18 protein-coding genes and 1 pseudogene are annotated in these 25,951 nt (G+C 61.1%); 6 read left to right on the forward strand and 13 right to left on the reverse strand.

Annotated features, from left to right (window positions below; genetic code table 11):
• Position 1: 1 nt before the first annotated feature.
• Positions 2 to 2,293: a DEAD/DEAH box helicase gene (locus tag BW995_RS18000; protein WP_076401813.1), complete on the forward strand. Its 2,292-nt coding sequence runs from the start codon at positions 2 to 4 to the stop codon at positions 2,291 to 2,293.
• Here the strand turns inward: BW995_RS18000 and BW995_RS18005 are convergent.
• The 4 genes from BW995_RS18005 to BW995_RS18020 all read right to left on the reverse strand — a co-directional run bounded on the left by BW995_RS18005 (position 2,259) and on the right by BW995_RS18020 (position 8,785).
• Complete coding sequence (locus BW995_RS18005) at positions 2,259 to 4,433, reverse strand: hypothetical protein (protein ID WP_076401814.1); 2,175 nt, start codon at positions 4,431 to 4,433, stop codon at positions 2,259 to 2,261. The two genes, BW995_RS18000 and BW995_RS18005, sit on opposite strands and share 35 nt — an antisense overlap.
• A 200-nt stretch (positions 4,434 to 4,633) precedes the next feature.
• Positions 4,634 to 5,719 (reverse strand): DUF2235 domain-containing protein, encoded by a 1,086-nt coding sequence (locus BW995_RS18010; RefSeq protein WP_076401815.1) that lies wholly within the window; start codon positions 5,717 to 5,719, stop codon positions 4,634 to 4,636.
• 9 nt (positions 5,720 to 5,728) lie between these two features.
• Positions 5,729 to 7,045 (reverse strand): ComEC/Rec2 family competence protein, encoded by a 1,317-nt coding sequence (locus tag BW995_RS18015; RefSeq protein ID WP_076401816.1) that lies wholly within the window; start codon positions 7,043 to 7,045, stop codon positions 5,729 to 5,731.
• Between the two features lie 3 nt (positions 7,046 to 7,048).
• Complete coding sequence (locus tag BW995_RS18020; RefSeq protein ID WP_076401817.1) at positions 7,049 to 8,785, reverse strand: gluzincin family metallopeptidase; 1,737 nt, start codon at positions 8,783 to 8,785, stop codon at positions 7,049 to 7,051.
• Positions 8,786 to 9,161: 376 nt separating this feature from the next.
• Here BW995_RS18020 and BW995_RS18025 point away from each other — a divergent pair, with 376 nt between their 5' ends.
• Positions 9,162 to 9,581 (forward strand): helix-turn-helix domain-containing protein, encoded by a 420-nt coding sequence (locus BW995_RS18025; RefSeq protein WP_245821527.1) that lies wholly within the window; start codon positions 9,162 to 9,164, stop codon positions 9,579 to 9,581.
• A complete protein-coding gene (locus tag BW995_RS18030; protein ID WP_076401818.1) occupies positions 9,581 to 10,813 on the forward strand; it encodes a type II toxin-antitoxin system HipA family toxin in 1,233 nt (410 codons plus the stop codon). The genes BW995_RS18025 and BW995_RS18030 overlap by 1 nt, the downstream gene beginning before the upstream one ends.
• 789 nt (positions 10,814 to 11,602) lie before the next feature.
• On the opposite strand, the pseudogene BW995_RS18035 reads toward BW995_RS18030, so the two are convergent.
• Positions 11,603 to 12,007, reverse strand: a pseudogene (locus BW995_RS18035) (transposase); the annotation flags it as partial.
• A gap of 148 nt (positions 12,008 to 12,155) precedes the next feature.
• Between BW995_RS18035 and BW995_RS18040 the strand changes: the two are divergent.
• Entirely contained in the window at positions 12,156 to 12,770 is a 615-nt protein-coding gene (locus BW995_RS18040) for a TetR/AcrR family transcriptional regulator (protein ID WP_084194962.1), read from the forward strand.
• Positions 12,771 to 12,784: 14 nt separating this feature from the next.
• A complete protein-coding gene (locus BW995_RS18045; RefSeq protein WP_076401820.1) occupies positions 12,785 to 14,083 on the forward strand; it encodes a glycosyltransferase in 1,299 nt (432 codons plus the stop codon).
• 156 nt (positions 14,084 to 14,239) lie between these two features.
• Here the strand turns inward: BW995_RS18045 and BW995_RS18050 are convergent, their stop codons facing one another.
• Entirely contained in the window at positions 14,240 to 15,472 is a 1,233-nt protein-coding gene (locus tag BW995_RS18050) for a benzoate/H(+) symporter BenE family transporter (RefSeq protein WP_076401821.1), read from the reverse strand.
• A gap of 90 nt (positions 15,473 to 15,562) precedes the next feature.
• Between BW995_RS18050 and pdxR the strand changes: the two genes are divergently transcribed.
• Entirely contained in the window at positions 15,563 to 17,062 is a 1,500-nt protein-coding gene (pdxR, locus tag BW995_RS18055; protein WP_076401822.1) for a MocR-like pyridoxine biosynthesis transcription factor PdxR, read from the forward strand.
• Here pdxR and BW995_RS18060 read toward each other — a convergent pair whose 3' ends face one another.
• The 7 genes from BW995_RS18060 to groL all read right to left on the reverse strand — a co-directional run bounded on the left by BW995_RS18060 (position 17,063) and on the right by groL (position 25,896).
• Complete coding sequence (locus tag BW995_RS18060; protein ID WP_076401823.1) at positions 17,063 to 17,887, reverse strand: isocitrate lyase/PEP mutase family protein; 825 nt, start codon at positions 17,885 to 17,887, stop codon at positions 17,063 to 17,065.
• A 24-nt stretch (positions 17,888 to 17,911) separates the two neighbouring features.
• Positions 17,912 to 18,574 carry a GNAT family N-acetyltransferase gene (locus BW995_RS18065; protein WP_076401877.1) on the reverse strand — a complete coding sequence of 221 codons (663 nt, stop codon included), beginning with the start codon at positions 18,572 to 18,574 and terminating at the stop codon, positions 17,912 to 17,914.
• Between the two features lie 216 nt (positions 18,575 to 18,790).
• Positions 18,791 to 19,216: an organic hydroperoxide resistance protein gene (locus tag BW995_RS18070; protein WP_076401824.1), complete on the reverse strand. Its 426-nt coding sequence runs from the start codon at positions 19,214 to 19,216 to the stop codon at positions 18,791 to 18,793.
• Positions 19,217 to 19,280: 64 nt separating this feature from the next.
• On the reverse strand, positions 19,281 to 19,745 hold the full coding sequence (locus tag BW995_RS18075) for a MarR family winged helix-turn-helix transcriptional regulator (RefSeq protein ID WP_076401825.1): 465 nt from the start codon (positions 19,743 to 19,745) through the stop codon (positions 19,281 to 19,283).
• A 66-nt stretch (positions 19,746 to 19,811) separates the two neighbouring features.
• On the reverse strand, positions 19,812 to 23,054 hold the full coding sequence (locus BW995_RS18080) for an ATP-binding protein (RefSeq protein ID WP_076401826.1): 3,243 nt from the start codon (positions 23,052 to 23,054) through the stop codon (positions 19,812 to 19,814).
• Position 23,055: 1 nt separating this feature from the next.
• Positions 23,056 to 24,081 carry a COX15/CtaA family protein gene (locus BW995_RS18085; RefSeq protein ID WP_076401827.1) on the reverse strand — a complete coding sequence of 342 codons (1,026 nt, stop codon included), beginning with the start codon at positions 24,079 to 24,081 and terminating at the stop codon, positions 23,056 to 23,058.
• A gap of 171 nt (positions 24,082 to 24,252) precedes the next feature.
• Complete coding sequence (gene groL, locus BW995_RS18090; RefSeq protein ID WP_076401828.1) at positions 24,253 to 25,896, reverse strand: chaperonin GroEL; 1,644 nt, start codon at positions 25,894 to 25,896, stop codon at positions 24,253 to 24,255.
• Between the last annotated feature and the right edge of the window lie 55 nt (positions 25,897 to 25,951).

Consider the following 25,951-nt stretch of genomic DNA (forward strand, 5'->3'; position numbering starts at 1 on the left):
TATGGACGAGACGCCGGTAAGCGATTTGAGTTTGGATCGGCTCCCTACCGATCTGAAGGCATGGGCCATCGCTCAAGGCTGGACCGAGCTTCGACCGGTTCAAGGCAAGACCTGGGACTGGTTCGGCAGCGAACGCCATGAGGCTCACGACCTGATCGTGTGCGCGCCGACCGCGACAGGCAAGACCGAAGCGGTCTTCCTTCCTCTTATCTCCCGCCTTGGCGACTGGGACGGCCGTGGCTTCGACATTATTTACATCTGCCCCTTGAAGGCGCTGATCGACCAGCAGACGGCCCGATTGAAACCGCTGTTCAAGGCCAAGGATCGACCCGTGCTGCCATGGCACGGCGAAGCGCGGGCGGGACGCGAGGCCGCCAAGCGCAGCCCTGAGGGCGTGCTAGTCATCACCCCAGAGTCTCTCGAGGGTCTGCTGCGCACCGGCATGGCGACGGTGATGTTTAGAGGTCTCAAGGCCGTGGTGATTGACGAACTCCACGCGTTCTTCGGCACGCCCCGCGGCGTTCAGATCATCGCGCAGCTCGCTCGGCTCGACGCCGCGCTCGGCGAGAAAGTGCCCCGAATTGGGCTTTCCGCCACCCTTTCGGAAGACGTCGAGGCAGAGGCCAGGGCGTTCCTGCGCCCGGCCGACCCTGGGCGGGTAGCGATCGTAAGCGACGACACACCGATAACCGCCATAAGCTTCGAGGTGCGGGCCTTCATCGACGAAGCGGCCACCGATGCGCCCCAAAGCGCCAAAATCCAGCTTCTGGAAGATTTGCGCGCGACCATTGTCGAACCCATGGCGAGCGAGGACGGCGGCGCCCGCAAAGCCCTCATCTTCTGCAATTCGCGCGCGATGGTGGAGTGGTGCGCGACCGAATTGCGCACTCCTCGCCCGGACACGGATACAGGCGACCACCCGAATCTGAAGAACCTCGTCTTTCCGCACCATGGCTCCCTGGACCGCGCAACGCGCAAGATCGCCGAGGAAGCGCTGCGGGACGCCGACCGTTCCACCGTGGTGGTGAGTAGCCCCACGCTGGAACTCGGCCTCGACGTCGGCGATATCGCGCATGTCGTTCAGGTCGATCCTGGCCCCAGCGTCGCCTCGCTGCGCCAGCGTCTCGGTCGATCGGGTCGCAGGGCGGGCAAACTGTCCCGTCTCACACTCCTGGTGCGCGAAGAGCCCGGTGGCGAAGGGGCCCATCCGCTCGCAGACCTGCATGTTTCCCTCGTTCAAGGTCTAGCCCAGCTTGTCCTTGTCCACGATCGGCGCTTCGAAGCGCCCACAGCCGGCGCGCTGAACCTGTCCACGTTTCTTCAGCAAACCCTGTCCATGGCCAATCTGGGCGTCACCTTGGCCGACATCAACAAGATCCTCTTAGCGGAGGGACCATTCATCGAAGGCGCCAAGCCAGACTATCACGCTCTGATCGATCGGTTGGGCCGTCCTGTAGAAAAGGACTTGCCCGGCTTCCGCCCGCTGCTGGTTCCACCGACCGATGAGCTTCCCGTCTTCGGACTGACAACGCCCGCACGGAAGATCACCAACGGCTCGGGATTTGGTGCTGCCTTCGACGGCGGTAAGCAGTTTAACGTACGCGCGGGTGGAGAAACCCTCGGTCAGATCCCGGGCGGCCACAATCTCAAGCCCGGTGATCCGGTCTTCTTCGCCGGCCGCAGGTGGGCGGTTCAGACCGTCATCGACGTCCCGCCCACGGTCCTGCTGCACCCCGCCGGCGGCGGGCGACCGCCCCGGTTCGCAGGTTCACCGATCTCCCCGAGCGGTCTGGTGGTCGAGACTATGCGCGCGCTGCTGAGCGGTCAGCGCGCGCTCCCCGACATCGAACTCGACGACACCGCGCGGTCGCTGTGGGCCGAGGCACAAGATGCTTATGACCGGTTAGATCTCGACCTCGAACCGTGTCTGGCCTGGGAGGACGATATCCTCATCCTACCGTGGACGGGCCCACGCGCCCAAGCGACCCTGATCGCTGCCCTGCGCCATCTCGGCCTCAACGCAGGGTCTGCGCACATCGGCATCGTGGCGATCAGTCAGACTGTCGAAACGGTGAAGGCGGCCTTGAAGAAGGTTGCGACCTGGCAAGACCTTCCTAACCCGGACGATCTGGTACGGGGTCTGCGATCGCCGCGTTTCGAAAAGTTCGACGGCGAGCTCGGACCGTATCTGCAGCGCCGCAACTATGCCGCTGCGCGCCTCGACATTGAGGCCGCCAAGGCGGCGGCCGCGCGCGCGCTCAGGCTGGAACCGCCGCCTGAGGCGGCGCCATAGCCGCGGCAGCCGGAGAAGGCACCGCTGGCCCCGGAGCCGTCTCCGGCCCAATCGCCATGAATCCAGCATCGACCTTCTGCGCGCTCATCTGAAGATCCGCTAAGAGTGCCGAAAGAAGACGGTATAGCTTTACTGATTGATGGCTGTCCTGTCCGGCGGACAAGAGGCGTCGAGCCTGGTCCCAACTCGCTTTCGAAACGTGGGGCTGTAGTACGACTAACTGGCGATCCTCGAAGAAGTGCGTGTCCCGGAGTTGTTGGCAGATTTCGTCTCGTGCCTGGATATGGTCATTCCCGGTAATTCGGATCCCGTCGCGCCAGAGAAGCGGCTTCTCCGCGCCTCTCTCATCGAGTTCTCTGGCCAATATGGGCCCGTCAAAAAAGCGCAGATTCTTCCGCGCCTGACTGACAACTTGCTCAAAAGCCGCGACCGAGATCTGGCGGCCGGCCGCGTCCGAGTCGGCGCCCTTCGCATGCACCAGCCACAAGCGGCGATCGACAGGAGCATAGAAGATGAAGTCGGCGATTTCCCCGGAGCCATCGTCACACATCGCCCATAAGGGGCCACCGCCGGTTCGCGGTGGGATCAACCGCGGCAGGTCTTCGAGGCAATAGTCGAACAGCGACTGCTGCTGACCAATCGCTTCCAGATCTGGGACCTTCTTGTTGGCGTCCTTTTGAGACGGCTTTGTCGGCTTCTCCTGCGTCAATTCTACAGCCAGGCCCCGCACCGTCATCGGCCGCCACTTCCAGGCATCGAAACGCACATCACGATATTCAAGCAGGCTCACCTGACGGTCGACTAGGACGTGCCCGGTATCGTACCAGACCGCCAATCGACGGCTCAGCCCGTCGCCCTCTATCAGCGCCTCGAACAGCTCCAAGTCCGGATTGGTCGGGTGGACGTGGAAGGTGCTGCTGACAGATAGGGCCACCCCATCCACCTCCACGATAGGAGTCACCGTCAAGGTCGCCAGCCGTACCGTTTTGCGCGACACCTCAAGGGTAAAGCCTGCCGACCCGGGGATCGCCGCCCCAAACGTCACCTGGCCGTCGGCGAACCAGGCCAATTCCTTTTCGGCCTTCATCTCCCCTTCCTTCGCCGCCTCCTCGTCGTCGGCGGCCTCTGGTAAGGGGTCGAGATTGCTGAGCGGTCGGAATGCCGCTTCGAATGCATTCGCCGCGGCGAGGATCGCGGTGGGGTCCGAGGTCTTGGCGAGATCCCGGTAACCGGCCTGGTCCAGGCCCGCCGGCTCGACGTTCGCCACCAGGTCGACGGCCTCCAGATCGTTGAACAGCTTGGTGAGGAGGGTGGATAACTCCGCAATCTTCCGGCCCTTCTGGGACCAGACCCGCTGACGCTTGAGCGACAGCCCCAGAAATTGGGGCGTACGCTTTTTGTCGATCGATACGGCAGACGTGAGACGGTAGGTCTGGTCCGAAAACGGGTCCATCGCCTCTTTCAGGTCGAGCCCCATGAGGCTCTTGCGATCCGGCTTGGATTTTATGGCGCGATGAAGGCCCCAGAGGGCTGCCTGTCGGGCCTCGCCATTCAGGCAATGGGCTTGGAGAACACGGTCATCGAACGGGACGCCGCACGGATCGCCCGACAGAATCTGGCCGAACCGGCCGGCAGTTACAAATTCCCGGAGGCGCGTTGCCACGGTGTCCTGCGTCGCATGAATGATCAATCGTCCAGGCGCTTGTGGGTCTCCCGGCCGGCCGGCGGAAGCGCCAATCAACGCCAAGTGCCAGATTTGCTGGCGGAAAAGATCCTTCGGATCCTCGATTTCCTCGTCGGGCTCGCCTGCTAGGTCATCAGCATCGTCATCGTCGGGCTCCATCTCGGGCGCATCGTCCATGGACTTCGGTGGCGGCTTGCGAGCCAACCAAGAGGGGGCCGCCTCCAGTAGGTAAACGGCGCCGGTGTAGACCCAGCCGTCTATCGTCTGCGGAGGCAAGCTTTCGATCTTGATGACATTTTTGCGGAAATCGCCCGATTTGGGTTCGATCCCGACCAGGGTTTCGATGCGCGCGTGCAGATATTCCGCCATCGCTAGTGGCTCAAAGGCGATCAACTGTAACGGAAAGATTGCTACCGACGGGTTGAGATCGATGACGTTCAGGAGTGACTCAGCCATGATTTCGATCCCCTGAATGCATCCGCGTCCGACCTTGGCCGTAGTATATAGATGTACTATAGTTGGCCGAGCGCGAAACGGACTTTCGTCCCTCTCGACCCCGTGTATCGATCACCGAAATACCCCCGACGATTCAAGAGTGTCTCGCGTAAATGACGTTTGAGCCTTTATGGGAGTTCGATAATAAAGGCGCGATCCGTTCAAGGATATTTCACCGACAGCTTCAAGGCGCCTTCTGGCACTGCATAGCCGGGAATGTCCCATGCGACATCATGCACAACGGGCGCTGACGGAAGCGAACGGCGCCGAAACAGATTGGCGCGCCACTCCCAGCACTGCTTCTTGAAATTCCAATGCTTCTTGGGCACGAATTCGGTGAGAGCCCATGAAAAGCCCATCCAGAGGTGAAGGGGGGCAGTTGGGGTTGCCGCTGCATAGGGTCCAGGCGAAAGGCCAAGGACCTCATTCATTCGGGATTGGTCCACAAGCAGCCCCGCCTTGACGGCTTCCTTTGCCATCCAGGCAAGCGGATATTTGGACATGCCGCTTTCCGCCTCCGGCCAGCCGCCGCCAACATCGCAATGCGTGCCGGGAAACCAGACTTCCTGAATATCGCGGGTCGCATCCTCTGCGAACCAATTGACGCGAAAGAAGCCGCGCCGCTCGTCAAGCGCCTTGGCGTGCCGTACGATTTCAACATCGGGATTGTAGCGGCCAAAGGGAATCTTCAGCGGACTTCCGATCCAGCCTACTGAATTGACGGTGTCCCAAACGCCCAGAAAGTGTGTCTTGCACTCGCGGCTCGAAATGGTCTTCTTGAAGTCCCGCGCGAGCTGAGCGCACGCTTCGTAAGGCGCGCCTTCCTTTGCCTTGGCCATGGCCCAGAGCATTTCGACGGCATAGGGCACGAGCGGATCGTTGCCGCGCATCGCAAGGCCGTAGAGATGCAGCATCGCGCTCACGACCCGTGCCGTATAGGCTCCACGGCTGAACCCGAAAATAAAGATCCGATCCCCGTCCTCATAGTTGTTCATGAGGAAGCGGTAGGCATCGACAATATCGTCCTGAAGGCGATAGCCAAAAGCAAGACCGGCAATGCGGGCGAACATGCCGCCAACCTGCGTTCCGATGCCGCTCGGGGCCCGGGTGCCGATGCCGGGATGATAATAGACGAGCTGCTCGCCTTCCTTTTTGACGAGTGCGTGGAAAAGCTTGATGACGCTCGTGCGGTCCTTGGAGAACTGATTGGACGTTCCGTCGCAGCAAAGGACGATGTTTCGGGACATGGCGTTCCCCTATCGCAGATCGACTATTACGGTATGGCAGAGCTCAGTCGGCTGCAGGTCCTGAGTGTTGAACAATGTGCTGTCCGCCTTGAGTTCGTTGACCAGAGGAATTCTGGGAACCTCGGTCGGGGCGCCATTCCTGCCGCCATGCTTGCCCGCCATCGTCGACATGACCGTCGTCAACCGTTGAGGCGTACCGGCCTTGCCGCGCTTTCTGAAGCGTTGCCACACGGATTTGGGGGTGGCGTTGAGGCTGCCGTGATGCCCGACCTTGTAGAGATCGACGTCATTCAGGAGGGCAGCCATGTCGGACTGGAGCGCGTAGCTCCAGTTTTCGAGTTGAGCGTCACCCGGGAAAAGAAGTTTCTTCTTGCCCACCTCGAATAGGAGGATGACGCTCGTATTGTTCATGGCACTGTCGAGCGCGGTGACGATCCCCAGCATCTGGTCCTGCTCGGCAATGTCGACCCGATCGGCGACCCAGCGCATTTCAGTCGGGAGCCTCGTTTTCCGAAAGGTATCGGCCTTCTGGAGGCCGGGGAAAAGCCTGCTTGTCTTGCTTTTCGAGACGCCTTCGGAGGCGGCGAGCTTTGCCAGCCGCTGCGCCTTGAACCAATAGTCGGCCGAGCTCTTCGCAAAGGTCTTGATCGAAGCCGACTGCTTGAGGGTCGGAGGTCCCAGCACGTGCACTTTCACATTGGGCAGGATGTCGGAAAGGTCGAGCTGGCACCCGTGATAGACATAGATGTTGTTCTTCGGATCGCCGGCCATATCCTGCAGGTTCTTCACGGCGGAGAGGTTCTTGACATTGTCCTCTCCGAGAAAACGTAACCTGTCGGCGAGAGGCCAGGGCGGGTCGAAGCCGTCCTTGCGATCCAGCCTGTCGACGACCGCCTGCGCGAGCGCCTGCATGCTCGCCAGCGAAGACTGATGGTCCGCGAAGGCTTTTGCCGACTTTGTTTCGTCCGGACCGGTCCAGCCTTCGGGGGCGTCCGGCGCTTCGGTCCAGGGCTGGATCACGCGCTTGGGTGTGAGGCTACGGATGACGTCCCCCGGCCCCTTGCCATCGGCAGACGTCGCAAAACCGTTGATATGATCCTTGTGTCGGTGCGTCGCCACGACGATGTCCAGCGCGCCGCCACATTGCTTCTTGATGTCGGCGGCGACGTCGTCGAGACTGAAGTTGCATTTATCAGGAATGCCTGCACTGCCGAAGTCGATCAGGATGTGTCGGGTGCTGGCGTCGTCATAGGCGAAGCTCAGTAGGAAGCAGTCGCCAAAGCCCATCTGATAGGCGCGGATGGTCGCCGTGACGGGATGCGCCATGACTCAACCTCCCATCCGAGCGAGATGTAGGTTCGCAAACCGGCTGCGCTCGTCATCGCGCTGCCCACTAAGCTGGCCGGTGTCTCGCAGATATTCAAGGCGGCGCTTCTGACGTTCTCCGTCGATCAATCCGTTGCCGATATGATATTTGACCCGGCCATATTGATCGAACACGACGACGCCGCCCCCGAACAGGTCCGCACTTGTCCTCGTCGTGAAGCCGTCAGGAAGGGGATCGATCTTGCAGATCGCCATGAGTTCCGACCCGAAAAAATGCCCCATCTGGACATATTGGCAAAGTGTCTCCCGGAACGGGATACCGTCTGGATCGATCCTCAGCGAAGTGTCCAGCGACACGACCTGGGTATAGCCGCGCTCCGAAATCTCGAGCGCATCCCGGTTTTCCCAGAGGAAACGGAAGCATTCATCGACGTCGCGTGTCAGTGCCTCGGCGTTGCTGCGTGAATAGCGAAGCGCCTCACTGGCAGCGAAATGTGGCCAGCATCCATCGGCATCCGTCTGTCCCGGAGGCGGCACGATACCGAAATCCGCGAAGGACTGTCGGACCAACTCGCGGTAACCGAAACGGCTATCGTCCGGCACGAGTTCGCGGTCTGCGGTGAGCAAGCTCGCCAGAAACTGCCCGAAGTCGAGATCGGTGGGCGGGCAATAATCGATGGCCCGAATCGACATCTGCAGGAGCTGGGCAGCAACTTTTGCCCCTTCCTCCACCACAGCGGACACGTTGTAGCCCCGGCCATCGAATGTCCCGAGATGCGAAATGCGTGTCGTCCACAACTTCACAAAGGCCCTAGCTATGGCGGCGACTACGACTTCGCCACGACTATGCGCTTCGGCCATGTCGGGGGCGTCGAGAATGTGAGGGTGAGGTTCCAACTTGACTGACTGGCGCAGCGCGCCTCGCCCCGCACCACTGGCCATGCCGATCTCGGCGCCAATACCCAGCAAGATCGAACTCCTGATGGCCTCGGGAGTGACTTTGTCCTCGGTGATGAAAGCCAACGGCTCTCCGAGTCCGGGCAGCTTGTGGGTGACACCAAGTCCAGCAGCAACCACCTCGGGCAGCGAGAAGATGGAGAGGATCGCGACAATGTCTGCGAAGCCTTCATGGAAGGCGGCCTGGTCTGGTCCTGAGGGCTCGGTGTAGCGCGAGCGCAGGCCATCGAGGACCGCATGGGTCGTCTCATGCGCCACGACATCATGACTGAGCGAGGTGAAGATCGGCTTGTCCTCCTCGTCGAAGAAATAGCCGAACATCAAGGCCCGATCAGGCTCCGAGTAAAAGGCATTGGCCAGTGCGAACGCGTGGGGCGCGATGTGGAGTTGGTGTCCGCCGGATGACCAACTTACTCTCCGGCCCAGGGCGCGCTCGAAAAGCCCCAGCGTTCGCATCGCGATCGCATAGCAGTTTTGGGCATGGAAATTCGGGTTGGCGACGACGCGCGTTTGGTAATCACGATCTAGGAGTGTTTCGCCGTCGCCCGGCGCGAAGGGATCTAGCAACATGTCGCCGCTCTGGTAACTCTGCCTCGCGGCATAGGCGCGCTGCTCGGTGGCATTATAGTCAACAACCTTGATCCGATATCCAGTTGGCCCGGGCGCAAGTATTTCGGCGGGCACGTCGACTTGCGCGAAGACCATGGGCCCGTCGCTCCCAATTCGAAGCCCGGGATCTTTAGCGATGATCGTGAGCTTTCGAACCGGTTGAATTGCGGTCATTTGCTGCCCTCCGAATAGAGTAAAAATTACCACAGGTTGTTATTGTTGTCCCCATAGCATCGAGCTGTTTTTGGCGATTCTTGGCGTCGGTCCTTCTTTTCTGAATCGTAGGGAACGTCCCGCAAACAAGGGCTGGGTTGAAGTATCCGCAGGTCGCGGATCTCTTTGGTCCAGCAGGCGGGTCGACCCTGATCGAGACGGACGAGCGTTGGAAGTCCGGTGAAGGCTGGAGGGCAGCTATGTCGGCCGGGATGATTGACGTAGGTCTGAGGCGGAGATCGAGACGCCAGCGTGTTCCATCGGATGGGCCGTCTGGCCTCAATCAATGCGCAGGCCGCGTCCATACTTGAAAATCGCATCAATTAATCATATATGGATGATTATTGTCAGTTATCATTCGTATATGGATGGTTATGTGGGTTCACCAAAGTCGAATGCGGCCCTCGAGAGGCTCGGGCACGACATCCGCGGCGCGCGCCTGCGGCGGGGAATTGCTGTGGCCGATCTGGCGGCCCGTGCCGGCACGTCTGCCAGCACGGTCGCCCGTCTCGAAAAGGGCGATCCCGGCGTCGGCATCGGGACGCTTGCGGACATTCTCGTCGCCTTGGGGCTGATCGAGCGCTTGGCGGACCTTGTCAACATTCGCAAGGATGACTTGGGGCTGGCGTTGACTTCCGAGCAACTGCCGCGACGCGGAAAGACCTACGCCGCGAAGCTTCGCAAGCAGAAGGCGCTCGACGATGAGGCCTCGGTTGGAGCAAAGGACGTCGTCGACCCTGACGGCGCGGCCTTCTGATGACCGAGTTCAGCGCCCGTGTTGCTCTGGGAGAGAGCCTGACGCCAGTCGGCCACTTGAGGTTCACGCAGGCTGGGCCGCGCCAGTTTTCCACCTTCTCCTATGACCCCGCCTGGCGAGAGAATCCGCGCGCCTTCGCGTTACAGCCGGACATGCCCTTCGACGGCGGGCCGTTCCACACCTCGGGACAGTCGGACACCATGCGAGATGCGCTCGCCGGCGTTTTCAGCGATGCGTCGCCGGATAGTTGGGGGCGTCGGCTTCTCGAGCGAGCCTATGGCAAGAATCTCTCCGAGTTCGACTATCTGACGCTCTCCGACGACACCTGCAGGCAGGGCGCCTTGCGTTTCGTCGATGAGGCGGGCGCCGTGATCCGCGGGGAGGCGGCCGAGGCGGTGCCGCGCCTCATCGATCTGCAGACAATCACCGGCATTGCCCGGGCCTATGAGCAGGGCAAAGAGATTTCGGCTCGGGACCTGCAGGCCCTTGCGGGAGCCGGCGGTTCGGGCGGCGCACGTCCGAAAGCCAATGTCATCGATGGCGAAGTCCTATGGCTCGCCAAGTTCACCTCCGTGCATGATCAGCAGCCGATCGAACGGGTTGAGGTCGCGACGCTTCGGCTCGCCCGGGCCTGCGGCATCCGCACGCCGGAAGTCCGGCTAGAGCTCGCCGACACCCCATTCCCGGTCGCCTTGCTGCAACGGTTCGACCGGCGCGGCAGCGCGCGTATTCCTTACATTTCGGCGCGCACGGCACTCGGCAAGACCGGGACGGATCTCGGTGCCTACACCGAGATCGTCGATTTCATGCGAACGGCGTCGGCCGATCCGAACGCTGATTTCCGAGAACTCTATTCCCGTCTGGTCTTCACCATTCTCGTCTCGAACAAGGACGATCATCTGAAGAACCACGGTTTTCTCTATGTCGGCGGCGGGCGTTGGCGCTTGTCCCCGGTCTTCGATGTGAATCCGGCACCCGATCGCAACCCGCATCTGGAAACGGCGATCCTGGAGGGGGGCGCGCACGACAGATCCATCCGGCTTGCTCTCGACGCTTGCGACTTCTTCGAAATCGCTGAGCCCGACGCACGCCGGATTATCCGGGACACTGCGCAGCGCGTTTCGGATGGATGGCGTGAGGCGCTCCGTCAGGTCGGCGTCACCGGCAGTCTGGCTCGAGACTACGAGCCGGCTTTTCTGAACACCGAAACCGAGATTGCTTTAACGCTCTAACCGCCGTATTTGACGGAGATATGGGCATTATTAATCAGATATGGAGACTTGTTATCTGTTTTCCTCGCAGGAGTTAGCGGGAAGGGTAGCCAGAAGTCCGGGGTTGCCGGGCGTGCCCAGTTGGTAAACTCGAAGAAGGCGTGGGAGGTATCATCGCGCCATCTATCGCAGTCAATCACGGACTTTTGCGATCGGCTCTAGCTATTTCTCCCGCGCTTCGTATATAATGCGCGCGTAAAGATCGATGCCGCGCACCACGACACATTTATTGTGGAAAATCAATTGCGTGTGATTTTGACGGTATATATGACGGTATTTGTCTATTTCTCTGTTTTACAATCATCGAAAACTCAAATACTTACCGATCCGGTTAATCATCGAGTGGGAATAAGGCCGGGAGTGGTCTGAACCAGCAGAAAAGCCCGCGATCTCGCGGGCTTTTTTGTTGGTTGAATGCGCACTTAGACCAGCGTGCGTTAAATCCGACGCCACAGTACACGACAGTTGGCAAGAAGGTGCAGGCTGCCGCCTGAAACCGCTCGGGGCCTGAGGCCCCGAACCCCCATTTTTTCTTTCAATATCAAGTCAATGTGGTCTGGGACCTTAGAGCATTTTCAAGTTGACCGTCTCCGGTCAACGGCTCGGAAAATGCGGCACTGAAAATGGAGAGCGTTTTCGCTCGGTGTGAAAACGCTCTAAGGCCCCAGCGAGGTGTGGAGCAGCGCTCCACGTCCTTGTTCCCAAACTGTTTTTTGCACAATGCTCTAGCAGACTGCGGAGAAAGGCCGTCTGGCTCTGGCCGGTAATAGGCGCTGGAGCGATTGAGGGCCAGGAGTTCGCACTGGCAAACAATCGGCAGGCGCGGGCGGCGCGGTTCGATCATTTGTTGCCGCCTCTGATCAAGCCCAAGCGAACAGAGGCATCCCTTAAACAATCACACTCTACCAGCAATTGGCCGATTTTCGCATGCAGGCGATCAATTTCTGCCGTGTCTGCCGTAGTTGCCGCTTCCGCCTTGCCGGAAAATGTCGCCGACATCCCTCCAATGGCCGGACGTTTCCATTGCGCGATCATCGTCTGCTGGATCCCGTATTTGGCGGCCAACTCCGCCAACGTCTGCTCACCCTTGATCGCTTCAAGGGCAACCTTCGACTTGAAATCTGCCGAATACCGTTTCCGTGTAACCTTACCCATCTCCCCGTCCCTCATCAGGTCCGGATTAGCTTATCACTCTGTCCGAGTTTCCGGGACCACCTCATTGTTTCCTCGTTTTCAAGAACGGGTTGACAAGCTTCCGCCCCGATATAAAGTATACGACGTATACCTTATATCGGACGGCATTATGACCAGGAAAGCTCTCTCAGGTCGCGAAAGCAACAAGGCAAATATCCAGTCACGAGTAGTGCAATGTGCGCTCCAGCTTTTCCGGGAAAAGGGCGTTGATGCCACTACGATGGAGACGGTTGCCGAGGTTGCAGGCATCACCAAACGAACGCTGTATCGATATTTCCCGAAGAAGGAGGCCATCGCCGATGCTTATTGGCAGGAGAATGTGCGTGAAAAGGTGGCCATGTTGCCCGAGTTGCTACAGGCCTATCCGGATACGCGCGCTCGCCTCATGGCGATATTTCTCGATGCCTCGGCTGGATTGAGGGCCGACCCCGAAATTGCTCGCATGCATTTCAGCTACCAGTTTCAGCAACTTGGTCGAGAACTGGAAGGCAAGGCAGGTTTGGCCAACGATTTCACGGCGTTCCTGACCGCTGTCATATACAAGGGACAGACATCGGGAGATGTGCGACCCGACATACCGGCCGAACAACTGGCCTGGCAGGTACAACTGCTATTCGCCGGCATTTGCCTGACCTGGTTCGCCAACCCGGATGTGTATGCTCTGGAGGCACGACTGACAGAGGCCATAGCCTGCTTCATGGACGGCGCTGGTATCGCGCATTGACCAGGGGAATCTACATGGCACGCATACTCTTTACATGTTTCGGCTCTCTGGGCGATCTGTTCCCTTACTTGGCCATCGCCAAGGTCTTGCAAGCACGTGGCCATCAGGTCACTGTGGGCAGCACGGCCTTATATCAACAGCAGATCGAGGCGGAATCGATTCGCTTCACCCATCTGCGCTGTGGGCTGGATCGCTACACCTCGCCGGAGTCTGTGCGCTGTTTCTTGGCTTTGCTGTTCGACCCGGTTCGGGGTGGCAAAGCAATAACCGCAGAAATGATGACACAGATTCGCGATACCTTTCAGGATACCCGGGTAGCACTTGCGGATGCCGATGTAGTCATTAGCAATCCACTGGCCTACGCTACGCCGATAGCCTGTCGCGAGCGCGGAGTGCCCTGGCTGTCGACCGTACTGGCCCCGATGTTTCTGCTCTCGACCTACGATCCGCCACTCATGACACTAGCCCCCTGGATGAACAGCCTGCACCGCTTCAGTCCGGCCCTTTACCGGAGTGCTTTTGCCTTGATCAAGCACGCAACCCTGGGCTGGGCAAAGCCACTCTATAAACTATGCCAGGAACTGCAGCTGCCGACGCCGGTCGGACATCCCTTGTTTGAAGGGCAGTATTCTCCCTACGGGACGCTGGCGATGTTTCCCTCTGGGTTTGCCGAAGCCCAGCCGGACTGGCCGAGTCACACCCGGGTAACAGGTTTTCCTTATTTCTCCACGAGCGCTGGTGATACCTCGGCGGAGCGACAGGTCGAGACGTTCCTTGCTGCTGGCGCGCCGCCTTTGGTCTTTGCCCTCGGCTCTTCGGCAGTCAATATTGCCGGCGATTTTTATGCCGTAAGCGCCAGCATCGCGCGCCAACTCGGCCAGCGTGCCGTGCTGGTCTATGGGCAGCACGCAGACCAGATCAAGGATATTTGCCCGGGTGACGACATCCTTGCCATTCCTTACGTGGCCTACGACAAACTCTTTGCCGGGGCCAGCGTCATCGTGCATCAGGGCGGCATTGGCACGTTAGCACAAGGCATGCGCGCCCGGCGGCCCATGCTGGTAGTGCCCTTCGGTTTCGATCAGCCGGACAACGGACTCAGAATCCAGCGTCTTGGCCTTGGATTGACGCTTTCCAGAGAGAAATACCGTATTGATACGGCCTTGCCACTACTGCGTGATCTGTTGTTTCAGTCCCGATACCGGCAACAAGCGGAAACGGTCGGCAAATTAATGGCCGACGAGGACGGCATAGGACACGCTGTGGAATGTATTGAAGCCACGGCCGGAAAAGCCCTCGTTTTTGCACGCTGAGCAACTGGTCTGGCAGGTGGAAGAATGCTTCATCACCAGGGAAGCATTCGAATTCCACCAACACCGCACCCGGGCCTCATCATGGTGGGCTGCAACGGCAGACATTCCACGGGACTACGAAATCATGTCGCATCCCACGGTCCAACCCAACCCCCATCACTCCGCCGCCTCTTCACTGACCACAAGGCTGGAACGCCGCCTGCGTACCTGACCGTTCAGCACAAAGGACGCAACCAGCCCGATCACCAGCCCCCAAAAAGCCCCACCGATGCCGAACATCTTGATGTTTGCCGCCGAGGCCAGAAAAGTGATCAGCGCCGCTTCGCGTGACGCGGGGACGGCCATTGCTCCGGCGAGGCTGCCGCCAATGGTGCCGAGCAGGGCCAGACCGGCCAATGTGGTGATGAAGGTCGCCGGAAAGGCCATGAAGACCGCCGCCAGCGTCACCCCGAACACCCCGACCAGCACATAAAACACGCCCGCCGCAATCCCGCCGATCCAGCGTTTCGACGGGTCTTCATGCGCCTCGCGCCCGGTGACGATGGCGGCGGTGATGGCGGCAACGTTGAACGCATGGGACCCGAACGGTGCCATGATCAGCGAGCCGAGGCCGGTCAGGGTGACAATGGGGTTGGCGCTGGTCCGAAAGCCGTCGTTGCGCAGGACCAGCATGCCGGGCATGTACTGGCCGGTCAGGGTGATCAGAAACAACGGCAAGGCAACACTCAGCAGGGCGTTCAGTGAGAATTCCGGCATGGTAAAGACCGGGGCGGCGAACCGAAGCTGCAGGCCGGACAGGTCCACCCGGCCCAGCGCCAGCAGAAAGACCAGACCAATCATCAGGATCCCCACCACCGCATAGCGGGCGGTAAAGCGTTTCAGCAGAACATAAGCCACGACCAGCAGCCCGACGAGGGCCGGGTCAACGCTGGCACCACCGAACGCGCCAATGCCGAATTGCAGCAAAATGCCCGCGAGCAGGCCAGAGGCGATGCCGGGGGGAATCAGGCGGATCAGCTTTTCAAAATAGCCCGACAACCCCAGGGCAACAAAGGCGACGGCCGAGAGGATGTAGGCCCCGACGGCTTCAGCGTAGGGGGTGGTGGCCAGCGCTGCCACCAGAAAGGCCGCCGCCGGTGTTGACCAGGCGGTGATGATCGGTTCGCGATAGCGCCAACTCAGCAACAGCCCGGTCAGGCCGACACCAATCGAGACCGACCACACCCACGACGCGGTCAGCTCGGGGCTGAGGCCAGCCACCTTGGCGGCCTGAAACACCAGAATGAAGGTTCCGCCATAGTTGACGATGACCGAAATCAGCCCGGCGACAATCGGATGGGTCAGGTCATTCAGCCGCAGGCGGGCGGGGGATGGACTCGCAGACATCATTCGAACGACTCTCCTCAAAAGCGTTTCTTGACATCTAACCGATCAATGGCCTGATGGTTCCTGCCATTTTCCGCAAGGGATACAGACCAATTGTTCAAGCATTCCCAACTGGATTCCGTAAAAGCCTGGCTTGCGCATCCCGCCCATGCGGCGATGCCGTTGCACGCACGCATCCAGCGGGCCATCCGGCACTTGATCCTCGACGGGGCGCTGGGCGCTGGCAAACCACTGCCCGCCTCGCGCGCGCTCGCCCGCTCGCTGGGTGTCTCCCGCGATACGGTTGAATCGGCCTATGCACAGCTTCACGCCGAAGGCTTCATCGAACGACGGGTCGGCAGCGGCAGCTTTGTGGCCGGAATGACGGAGTTCACACAGGGCTGGCGGCGGCCACGGCACGATTCGCTCCGGCAGGACTCGGCGCCGCCCCTCAGTCAGCGTGGCGCCATCATGTTTCACAGCGGAGGCCTACACGGTGTCTTGCGCCCCCGGCCCTTTTTACAAGGGATTCCGGAAACCCGTACCTTTCCGCTCCCGTTGTGGGAACGCCTGCAACGGCAGGTTTTGAAAGAGGTCGGCACACAGGCACTTTTGCACAGCGACCCGCAAGGAGCCGAACCGCTGCGGCAGGCGATTGCTGATTATGTGAATCTGGAACGCGGAGCCCGCGCCACGGCAGACCGCGTGCTGGTCCTGACCAGTTCCCAACAGGCGATGATGCTGTGCGCCACCATGCTGCTGGACCCCGGCGAGCGGATTTTCATCGAAGACCCGGTTTATTCCGGTGCCCGCAAGGCGTTCGATGCTGCCGGTCTGGACTGCGTGCCGATTGGCGTTGATCGCCACGGGATCATGGTCGAGCAGATCATCAACGATCCACAGCGGGCAAAAGCCGTATCCCTGACCCCATCCCATCAGTTTCCCACCGGAGCAACGCTGACACTGGATCGTCGGCTGGCGCTGATCGACTGGGCGGCCCGGCAACAGGCATGGATCATCGAGGATGATTACGACAGCGAGTTCCATTACGCAGGCAAGCCCACCGCCTGCGTTCAGGGGCTTGATCCACACGACCGCACCCTCTACATCGGCACCTTCACCAAATCCCTCTTTCCCGGCCTGCGGATCGGCTACGCCGTCCTGCCGCCGCCCCTCGTCCAGCCGATGACCGTCGCCCGCTCGCTGTTCGATGGCCATACGGCCTCCATCGCGCAACTGACGCTGGCCCGGTTCATGGAGGGGGGACATTTCGGAGCCCATGTGCGGGCGATGCGGGGCATCTATGCCGAACGGCTCGAGGTGCTGGCCGGGCTGGTCAGAAAGTATCTTGCCGGGTTTGTCGAGCCACGCGTTCCGGTCGGCGGCCTGCAAATGCCCTGCATGCTGACCGGCACGGTGTCGGAACAGGCGGCGATGGACGCCGCCCGCCGTGCTGGAGTCGAACTGACCGGGCTGTCTGCGCTGTATGCCGCCGGAACCGGCCCGGCCGGTTTCCTGATGGGCTTCGCCGCCTATACGCCAACCGAAATGGAGGATGCGGTCAAAAAACTCGCACGGGCGTTTCGGGCGGTGGAGCAACGCTCCCCTCCCTGATCACCCCTCGGCCATCACCCCCGCAATCACCGCCCCCGGCAACGCCTCGGCGGCGTAGGTGAAGGTGCCGGAGGTCCGTACCTCCTCGGCGGCGCGCATCAACGCCCCAAAGGCGGCGCGGGCCATCGAGCCGCCGACGCTGATACGGCGCACCCCGGCCTGTTCCAGCTCGGCCACCGAATAGACCGGCCCTTGCAAGCCCATCACCACGTTCACTGGCTTGCTGACCGACTGGCAGACCAGCCTGATGGCCTCGATATCCGGCAGGCCCGGCGCATAGAGAACGTCGGCACCGGCCTCGGCGAAGGCTTGCAGGCGCTTGATGGTGTCGTCCAGATCGGTGCGGCCACAAAGATGGTTCTCGGCCCGTGCGGTCAGCACAAAGGGCAACCCGCGTGCGGCCTCGGCGGCGGCGCGGACGCGGTCGACGGCGTGGGCAAACTCGTAAATCGGGCTATCGGACTCGCCGGTGGCGTCCTCAATCGAGCCGCCCACCAGCCCGACCGCCGCCGCCATGCGGATGGTTTCGGCGCAGAGATCGGCGCTGGCCCCAAAGCCGTTGCCAAGGTCCGCCGACACTGGCAACGGAGTGGCGTTGACGATGGCGGCGGCATTGGCCAGCACCTCCTCCCGGCTCAGTGCCGTCAGCGAGTCGCGGCGGCCGGTGGAAAAGGCATAGCCTGCGCTGGTGGTGGCAAGGGCATCAAAGCCGAGGCTGCTCAACAGCCGGGCCGATCCGGCATCCCACGGGTTGGGAATGACAAAGGCGGTCGCCTGCTGGTGCAGGGCTTTGAAACGCTCGAATTTCTGCTGTTGGTCCGGCATGGGGCGGTCTCCTTGGCGGGTCGGTTACTGGTCGAACTGCAACCGGCTGAGCTGCTGGCCGCTGGCATCGAAGTTCCCGGCCTGCAACCAGAGCTGATAGCCCGCGCGCAGGCGCGGCCACTCGCTGTCGAGGATGGAGAACCACGCGGTATCGCGGTTGCGGCCCTTGACGACCATGTGCTGACGGAACAGGCCCTCGAAGCTGAAGCCAAACCGCTCTGCCGCCCGCTTGGAGGGCAGGTTGGCGTTCTCGCACTTCCACTCGAAACGACGATACCCAAGGCTGAAGGCATAGTCAGCGAACAGGAACAGCGCCTCGGTCGCAACCCGTGTGCGGCTGATCGCCGGTCCCCACATAATGTTGCCGATTTCGATCACCCCATGGGCGGTGTCGATGCGCATCAACGCCTGTCGGCCCTCGGCCCGGCCGGTCGCCCTGTCGATGACGGCAAAGAACAGCGGGTCTACGCTGGCGGCGGCCTTCTCGACCCACGCCCGCAGGTCGCTGATATCGGCGGGCGGCTGGTCGAACAGATACCGAAACCGCTCCTCGACGCCGGGTGCGGTCGCCGCCTCGAACAACGCCTGTCCATGCTGGTCCGCCTTCAACGGCTCCAGCCGTGCATAAGCCCCCTCCAGAGTTTTCCGCTCTGGCTGGGGAACGTTCTTCCACCTACTCAGATCCACCACCACACCCTCCCGACTGTGACGACCCGCGCCGTCGTTGATCCCAGGCAACAGGGGCAAGAGTGTGACCCAGTTTTCGCAAAAGCGATACAGCGCACCAAAGACGACGGTCAGGGCGCGATGTCCTCAAGATAAAGAAAAAGGAAGGTCTGGAGGCATCGCCTCCAGACGGGTCCGGGCGGTAGCCCGGCACACCCCTGCCTCCCTCCCACACCATCAAACGATGGTGAACCGCACGTCGATGTTGCCACGGGTGGCGTTGGAATACGGGCAGACGATGTGCGCCCGTTCGACCAGCGTTTCCGCCGCTGCACGGTCGAGGCCCGGCAGGCTGACGGTCAGATCAACTTCGATGCCAAAGCCGTTGGGGATCGGGCCGATGCCGACCGCGCCGGTCACGCTGACATCGGCGGGCAGGGCCAGCTTGTCGCGGTTGGCAACGAACTTCATCGCCCCGAGGAAACAGGCGCTGTAGCCGACCGCGAACAACTGCTCGGGGTTGGTGCCGTCGCCGCCTGCGCCGCCCAGCGCCTTGGGGGTGATCAGTTTGACATCCAGCTGGCCGTCGTCGCTGGTGCCCCGGCCATCGCGGCCTCCGGTGGCGGTGGCGGTGGCGCGGTAAAGGACTTTATCGAGGGACATGATGGCTTCCTTTCTCATCGCACATATTAATATCGTGTGCGATATATTGGGTTAAAGCAAAAACTCAGCGGATCAGATTGGTGCGTAACCGTATCAACTGTTCCCGCAAATCAACCAGATCATCCTCCGAACACTTCATCGCCTCGGCAACGCAGTCCGGAATAATGGCAGCCCGGGTCTTCAGGGCGGCCCCTTCGGCGGTCAGGGTGACAATCACCTGACGTTCGTCCTCGGGAAGCCGCTGGCGGTTCACCAGTCCCCGCGCCTCCAGCCGTTTCAGCAAGGGGGTAAGGGTGGTGGTTTCAAGGTACAACTGCTCACAGATTTCCGAGACGTTCAGGCCGTCGCGTTCCCACAGCACCAGCATCACCAGATACTGTGGATAGGTCAGGTCGAGGTCGCGCAACACCGTCCGATAGACCTTGTTGACCCCCAGCATGGTGGAATAGAGGGCAAAGCACAACTGGGTCCGCAAGCGGAGCTTGTGGTCAGGGTCGGCAGGGTCAGAGGATGGCGCTGTTGTTGTCATGGGGTGAATTTATATCGCGTGCGATAGAATCGTCAAGCCATAAAATATGCCCCCGTGCCCCCGCTCCTATTCCCCCGCCGGAGCCTGTTCGGTTTCCCGCAAGCGGTGAACAGGGAACCAGACGCGGACCTCGGTACCCTCGCCCAGCCTGCTGGACAGGTTCAACTGACCGTCATGCAATTCGACCAGAGCCTTGGTCAGCGGCAGCCCGAGACCGGTTCCTTCATGGCGACGGGCCAGACCGCTGTCAATCTGGCGGAAGGGGATCAGGGCCAACGGAATGTCTTCCGGCTTCATGCCAATCCCGCTGTCAGTTACCCGCAGCATCAGGCCGCCATCGGGGGTGCGCTCGACGCTGACACAGACCGTCCCGCCGCTGGGGGTAAACTTGACCGCATTGCTCAACAAGTTGAGCAGAATCTGCTTGATGCGGCGGCTATCCCCGCGCAGGAGCGGTAAATGCGGCGGCAGATCGGTCTTCAGGGTGATGCCGCCGCGCAAGGCACGCTCGCGTACCAGCCGGATCGAGGCCGCCACCACCACCGACACCGTCATCGTTTCTTCCAGCAACTCCATCGAGCCGGATTCGATTTTCGACACATCCAGAATATCATTGATGATGTCCAGCAGGTGCCGCCCGCTGTCGTGGATGTTACCGACATAGTCGCGGTATTTTTCATTGCCCAGCGGGCCAAAAACCCCGGTTCCCATCACTTCGGAAAAGCCGATGATGGCATTCAGCGGGGTGCGCAGTTCGTGACTCATGTTGGCGAGGAATTCCGACTTGGTGCGGTTGGCAGACTCGGCGCTGGTCAAGGCTGCCCGCAACTCGGTTTCCGCCACCGCATGGGTCAGTTCCCCGCTGACCCATTGGCCCACCATCCGCAACAGCTCCAGATCCTGCTCGTCGAACGGCTGCGCGCGGGCGGTCTTTGACAGGAACGCCAACACCCCGTACACCTCATCCCGCACCACCAGACGCAGCCCCAGATAGGCCATCGCCCCCGATACCGGGCAACAGGGCTGCCGCAGGTCGTCATAGCCCGGAATCGCCCAGCCCTGATGGACCGCCTGCGGGCCTTCGTTGAGCAGGACGATTTCGTGGATGGTTTCCATGATCGGCAGCTTCTGGTCCCGTGTCACACTGTCCGGCGGTCCCAGCACTTCTTCCAGCAACAGCGTATCGCCGTCAGCCTGATGGCGCCCAAGGAAGGCAATCGGCAGGTCGCAGCGGCGGCTGACAAAGCGCACCACAGCGGAAAACCGCTCGGCAAAGGACCGGCTGGAATCGCCGGTCAGGCGCAAAATGGTCCGCCAGTCGTTCTCGCGGTCGCGCAACAGTTCCTGTGCCCGTTTGTGCGCGGTCACATCGGTATAAATGCCAACGGTCATGTCCGTCACGGTGCGCCGTTCGACCACCCGCACCCACATGCCGTTTTCGTACTGGATTTCCTGGGCATCTTCGACCGCCCGGTGGGACAGCAGACGGGCGGCAATCTGACTTTCCGACACCATCGTCGTGCTGTGCGCCGCTGCCGTGCGGATCATCAGCTCGAACGGTGTGCCCTGTTGGCACAGCGGCTCCAGGAACGGATACAACGTCACAAAAGCCTGGTTCCACGACACCAGCCGGTCCTGGGAATCCCACAGCAGGAACCCGATCGGCAGAGCTTCGACCGCCTGTTGCACACGGGTCATCGGCGCATTCCGGGCACCGTCACGATGCCATGGCTCCGGCATGATAATGCCAACGCCGCGATAGCCGCGGAACATGCCATGGGCATCAAAAACCGGCACGCCAGACACCGAAACATGCAGAACTTCGCCTGATCCCAGCACAAAGGGATAGGCGAAATCCCGGAACGGCTTGCGCTCGTTCAACACCCGGCGATGCTCGGCCAGCAGGTCGGGCGGAAAGTCGGGCGGCAGGAAATCCAGCCGCTTGCGCCCCAAAAGATCGGGCGGTGACACATACGAGCGGGAAACGTTGTGCACCGAAAACCAGACGAAACGGTGTTCGCTGTCGGTTTCCCACCACCAGTCGGAATGGGCTCCGGCCAGATCCAGCAATCGCTGTTCGGTGCTGTCGCGGCGGGACTCCAGCTCGACCCGTTGCTGTTCGGCCTGTTCAAGTCGCCGGTTGGTCTGTTCGCGCACCTGCCGTTCTGCCGACTGGTCGAACAGCGCCAGAACCATGCCATCAATCTGTCCCAGATGGCGCACCGGGGCGACCGTCAGACGAACCTCGGACTCCTCGTCCGGAGTGAACACCACCGATGTTCGGCCCTGCCGGTCAAGATTGGCCAGAATCGGCTGCAAGACCCGATAGGCGTCTTCGGTAAAGACATCGGCCAGCGCCGAAGCCCCCAGCACCACCTCGCCCTTTTCCCGGAAGACGGCCATCACGGCCGTCGAATGGCGCGGCCCATAGGCCCGCAAAACACGGTGTTGCAGATTACACAGCAGAATCAGCCCGGGCAGGATCACCGACATGTCAACCAGTCGCTGTTCGGCATCATCGACCTGCGCCCGCCAGCTATCCGACGAAATGCCATCCAGCACCTGCCTCCGCCCGGTTCCCAGAACCCTGCGCAGATAGCGTTCAACCCAAAGGTACAGGCCCCCAATCGTCAGCAACAGGGCTGCAATCAGGGCCACTTCGCGCCAATAGGCTTCGGCCAGGGGACCAGTGATATCGAGATAGATTTCCAGAATGGCAAAGGGCGGCTTGTTGGCCTCAAAGCTCAACGGCGCATAGACCTCGATCACCACGCCACGCTGGTGCAGCTCGCCATCCTCATCACGAAACCAGCGATTCCGCTCGATCCCGAAGCTGATTTCACCCTGACGCGTTTTTTCAAACCGCGGATGCCCGCCGCTGAACTGCCCGATCAACGAAGGATCATTGGAATAAAGAATCGTGCTGTCAGGCAGCAGGACGTTGGCCTGCACGACGTTCTGGACCCGTGGATACTGGCGGACGAGCTGGATAAAGGTGGTCGACAGCGTTGCCTGCTGCTCCCGGTCAAGGGGCTTGCCATCCTGACGAAAGCCCGAACGCTGCAACGCCTGCAGGATTGGCTGGGCGGTCAGGACGGCCACATCGCGCGCGCGCCGTTCAACCGTCAGGTCGACGGCCATCTGGTGCAGGATGTGGGTGATCAACGGCAGCAAAATACCGGCAAGCAGGAACGCCGATCCCAACCGCCAGGATCTGACCGCCGACCCGGCTGTTGCACGGGACAGCAGACCACCCGGAGCCGGACCATGACCCGGCGGATTGTTGCTCTCGCTGCCGTTTCCTTGCACGCTACGTTCGACCTCGCGCCAGTACCCACACCACTGCCGAAAACACCAGAAACGCTCCTGCCTGATGAGCAACCGCCAGCGGGACCGGGACCACCAGCAGCAAGGTGGCAATGCCCAGACCCGCCTGTCCACCAGCAAACACCGCCAGAACGGACAGGGACATACCATAAGAACGATACCGCCCGGTTAACCGGGCATACAGCCACAGCCCCAGACAGAGCAAAACCGTCGATATGGCCAACAGGCGGTGATTGAACTGTACCGCGCTGGCATTCTCAAACAAATTCCGCCACCACGGTTGTACACTATACCAATCCACAGGCAGAATCGCCTCCCCCATCAGCGGAAAGGTGTTGTAGACCAGACCGGCATCCAGACCGGCAACAAACGCCCCGGCCAGCATGGTGAGAACCACCATCGCCAGTGTGCAGAGCAACACCCAGAGGGGCAGGGAACGGGATGGTGGCGGCGCTGAATGCCCGCGCTGGCAGGTCAGGCTTGTCCACAGCAGAAGACCGTACAGGGTCAATGCCAATCCCAGATGCAAGGCCAGACGATAGGCGCTGACCTCGGGCTGATCGCGCAGGCCCGAGGCCACCATCAGCCAGCCGACCAGTCCTTGCAGCCCCCCCAGCAGCAACACCAGCAGCAACCGTTTTACCAGCCATGCCGGAATCATCCGCCGCCACCAGAACAGCGCCAGCGGAACCGCCAGCACCAGCGCCATCGCCCGCCCCCACAGGCGATGGATGTATTCCAGCCAGAAAATACCCTCGAACCCTGTCACCGACATGTCGGCATTGCGCAAACGGAACTGCGGGGTTTGCTGGTAACGCTCGAACAGGGCCTGCCAGTCGGCAGCCGAGAACGGCGGCAGCACATGCAGCGGCTGCCATTCGACCATCGACAACCCGGACCCGGTCAGGCGGGTCGCCCCGCCCAGCAGCACCATCACCAGCACCATGGCACACAACAGCCACAGCCAGCGGTGGATCAACGGATGAAGGGTGGCTGGTGTTTCCTGCATGGGTGTCCTCCCCGTTGGCAACAGGAGCTTTCACGGGATATGGGCAGGACGATCCCCGACACACAGGGCGAACGGGTGGCAACAGCGATGAAAAAAAGGGCCGCCTGTTGCCAGGCGACCCCTTTTCGTAACGCGATCCAAAGGACGGACCGGCGTGTCTGGACAGGGCGATTAGAAGCCCATGCCACCCATGCCGCCCATGCCACCCATATCCGGGGCAGCCATTTCCTTCTTTTCCGGCAGTTCGGCGATCATCGCTTCGGTGGTGATCAGCAGGCCGGCCACCGAGGCGGCATCCTGCAGAGCGGTACGCACGACCTTGGTCGGGTCGATGATGCCGGTCTTGATCATGTCGACATATTCGCCGGTCTGGGCGTTGAAGCCGAAGCCGGTGTCAGCCTGCTCCAGCAGCTTGCCAGCCACCACGGCGCCATCGAAACCGGCGTTTTCGGCGATCTGACGCACCGGCGACTGCAGGGCGCGACGGACGATTTCCACACCGATCTTCTGGTCGTTGTTGGCCGGAACGATGCTGTCCAGAGCGCGGACGGAGTACAGCAGGGCGACGCCACCACCGGCAACGATGCCTTCTTCCACCGCAGCGCGGGTGGCGTGCAGGGCGTCGTCAACGCGGTCCTTCTTTTCCTTCACTTCGACTTCCGAAGCCCCGCCGACCTTGATCACGGCAACGCCACCGGCGAGCTTCGCCAGACGTTCCTGCATCTTTTCACGGTCGTAATCCGAGGTGGACGCTTCGATGTTGGCGCGGATCTGGTTGCAACGAGCCTGAATGTCTTCCTTGCTGCCAGCACCATCAACGACGGTGGTGTCTTCCTTGGTGATGGTGACCTTCTTGGCGGTACCCAGCATGTCGATCGAGACGTTCTCGAGCTTGATGCCCAGGTCTTCGGAGACCACGGTACCACCGGTCAGGATGGCCATGTCTTCCAGCATCGCCTTGCGGCGGTCGCCAAAGCCCGGAGCCTTCACGGCGGCAACCTTCAGGCCGCCACGCAGCTTGTTGACCACCAGGGTGGCCAGGGCTTCGCCTTCGACGTCTTCAGCGATGATCAGCAGCGGCTTGCCGGACTGCACCACGGTTTCCAGCACCGGCAGCAGCGGCTGCAGGCTGGACAGCTTCTTTTCGTGGAACAGGATGAACGGGCTGTCGAGTTCGACAGTCATCTTTTCCGGGTTGGTCACGAAGTACGGCGACAGGTAGCCACGGTCGAACTGCATGCCTTCGACGACGTCGAGCTCGGTGGTCAGGCCCTTGGCTTCTTCGACGGTGATGACACCTTCGTTGCCGACCTTTTCCATGGCGCGGGCGATCATTTCGCCGATTTCGACTTCGCCGTTGGCGGAAATGGTGCCGACCTGAGCGACTTCACCCGAGGTGGTGATCTTGTTGGAACGCTTCTGCACGTCGTCAACGACGGCGGCAACGGCCATGTCGATCCCGCGCTTCAGGTCCATCGGGTTCATGCCGGCGGCAACGGCCTTGACGCCTTCACGAACGATCGACTGGGCCAGAACGGTCGAGGTGGTGGTGCCATCGCCAGCCAGATCGGCGGTCTTGGAGGCCACTTCCTTGATCATCTGGGCGCCCATGTTCTCGAACTTGTCCTTCAGTTCGATTTCCTTGGCAACCGAGACGCCGTCCTTGGTGATGCGCGGAGCGCCAAAGGACTTTTCGATCACAACGTTACGACCCTTCGGGCCGAGGGTCACCTTCACGGCGTTAGCCAGAATGTCGACGCCCTTCAGCAGGCGGTCGCGGGCGTCGGTGGAAAACTTGACGTCTTTCGCAGCCATATTTCTATCCTCAATTTTTATCTGAGCCGGTCCGCAGGGGGAGGCACCACATCTG

The sequence above is a fragment of the Insolitispirillum peregrinum genome, assembly GCF_900156605.1.
Classification (GTDB): Bacteria; Pseudomonadota; Alphaproteobacteria; order Rhodospirillales; family Rhodospirillaceae; genus Insolitispirillum; species Insolitispirillum peregrinum.

Excerpts from the sequence above, each read along its gene's own strand:
- BW995_RS18010 (WP_076401815.1), bottom strand. The coding sequence starts at position 5,719 with ATGTCCCGAAACATCGTCCTTTGCTGCGACGGAACGTCCAATCAGTTC.
- BW995_RS18005 (WP_076401814.1), bottom strand. The coding sequence starts at position 4,433 with ATGGCTGAGTCACTCCTGAACGTCATCGATCTCAACCCGTCGGTAGCA.
- BW995_RS18040 (WP_084194962.1), top strand. The coding sequence starts at position 12,156 with ATGACCAGGAAAGCTCTCTCAGGTCGCGAAAGCAACAAGGCAAATATC.
- groL (WP_076401828.1), bottom strand. The coding sequence starts at position 25,896 with ATGGCTGCGAAAGACGTCAAGTTTTCCACCGACGCCCGCGACCGCCTG.
- BW995_RS18000 (WP_076401813.1), top strand. The coding sequence starts at position 2 with ATGGACGAGACGCCGGTAAGCGATTTGAGTTTGGATCGGCTCCCTACC.
- BW995_RS18045 (WP_076401820.1), top strand. The coding sequence starts at position 12,785 with ATGGCACGCATACTCTTTACATGTTTCGGCTCTCTGGGCGATCTGTTC.
- BW995_RS18050 (WP_076401821.1), bottom strand. The coding sequence starts at position 15,472 with ATGATGTCTGCGAGTCCATCCCCCGCCCGCCTGCGGCTGAATGACCTG.
- BW995_RS18030 (WP_076401818.1), top strand. The coding sequence starts at position 9,581 with ATGACCGAGTTCAGCGCCCGTGTTGCTCTGGGAGAGAGCCTGACGCCA.
- BW995_RS18020 (WP_076401817.1), bottom strand. The coding sequence starts at position 8,785 with ATGACCGCAATTCAACCGGTTCGAAAGCTCACGATCATCGCTAAAGAT.
- BW995_RS18070 (WP_076401824.1), bottom strand. The coding sequence starts at position 19,216 with ATGTCCCTCGATAAAGTCCTTTACCGCGCCACCGCCACCGCCACCGGA.
- BW995_RS18025 (WP_245821527.1), top strand. The coding sequence starts at position 9,162 with ATGATTATTGTCAGTTATCATTCGTATATGGATGGTTATGTGGGTTCA.
- BW995_RS18075 (WP_076401825.1), bottom strand. The coding sequence starts at position 19,745 with ATGACAACAACAGCGCCATCCTCTGACCCTGCCGACCCTGACCACAAG.
- BW995_RS18085 (WP_076401827.1), bottom strand. The coding sequence starts at position 24,081 with ATGCAGGAAACACCAGCCACCCTTCATCCGTTGATCCACCGCTGGCTG.
- BW995_RS18060 (WP_076401823.1), bottom strand. The coding sequence starts at position 17,887 with ATGCCGGACCAACAGCAGAAATTCGAGCGTTTCAAAGCCCTGCACCAG.
- BW995_RS18015 (WP_076401816.1), bottom strand. The coding sequence starts at position 7,045 with ATGGCGCATCCCGTCACGGCGACCATCCGCGCCTATCAGATGGGCTTT.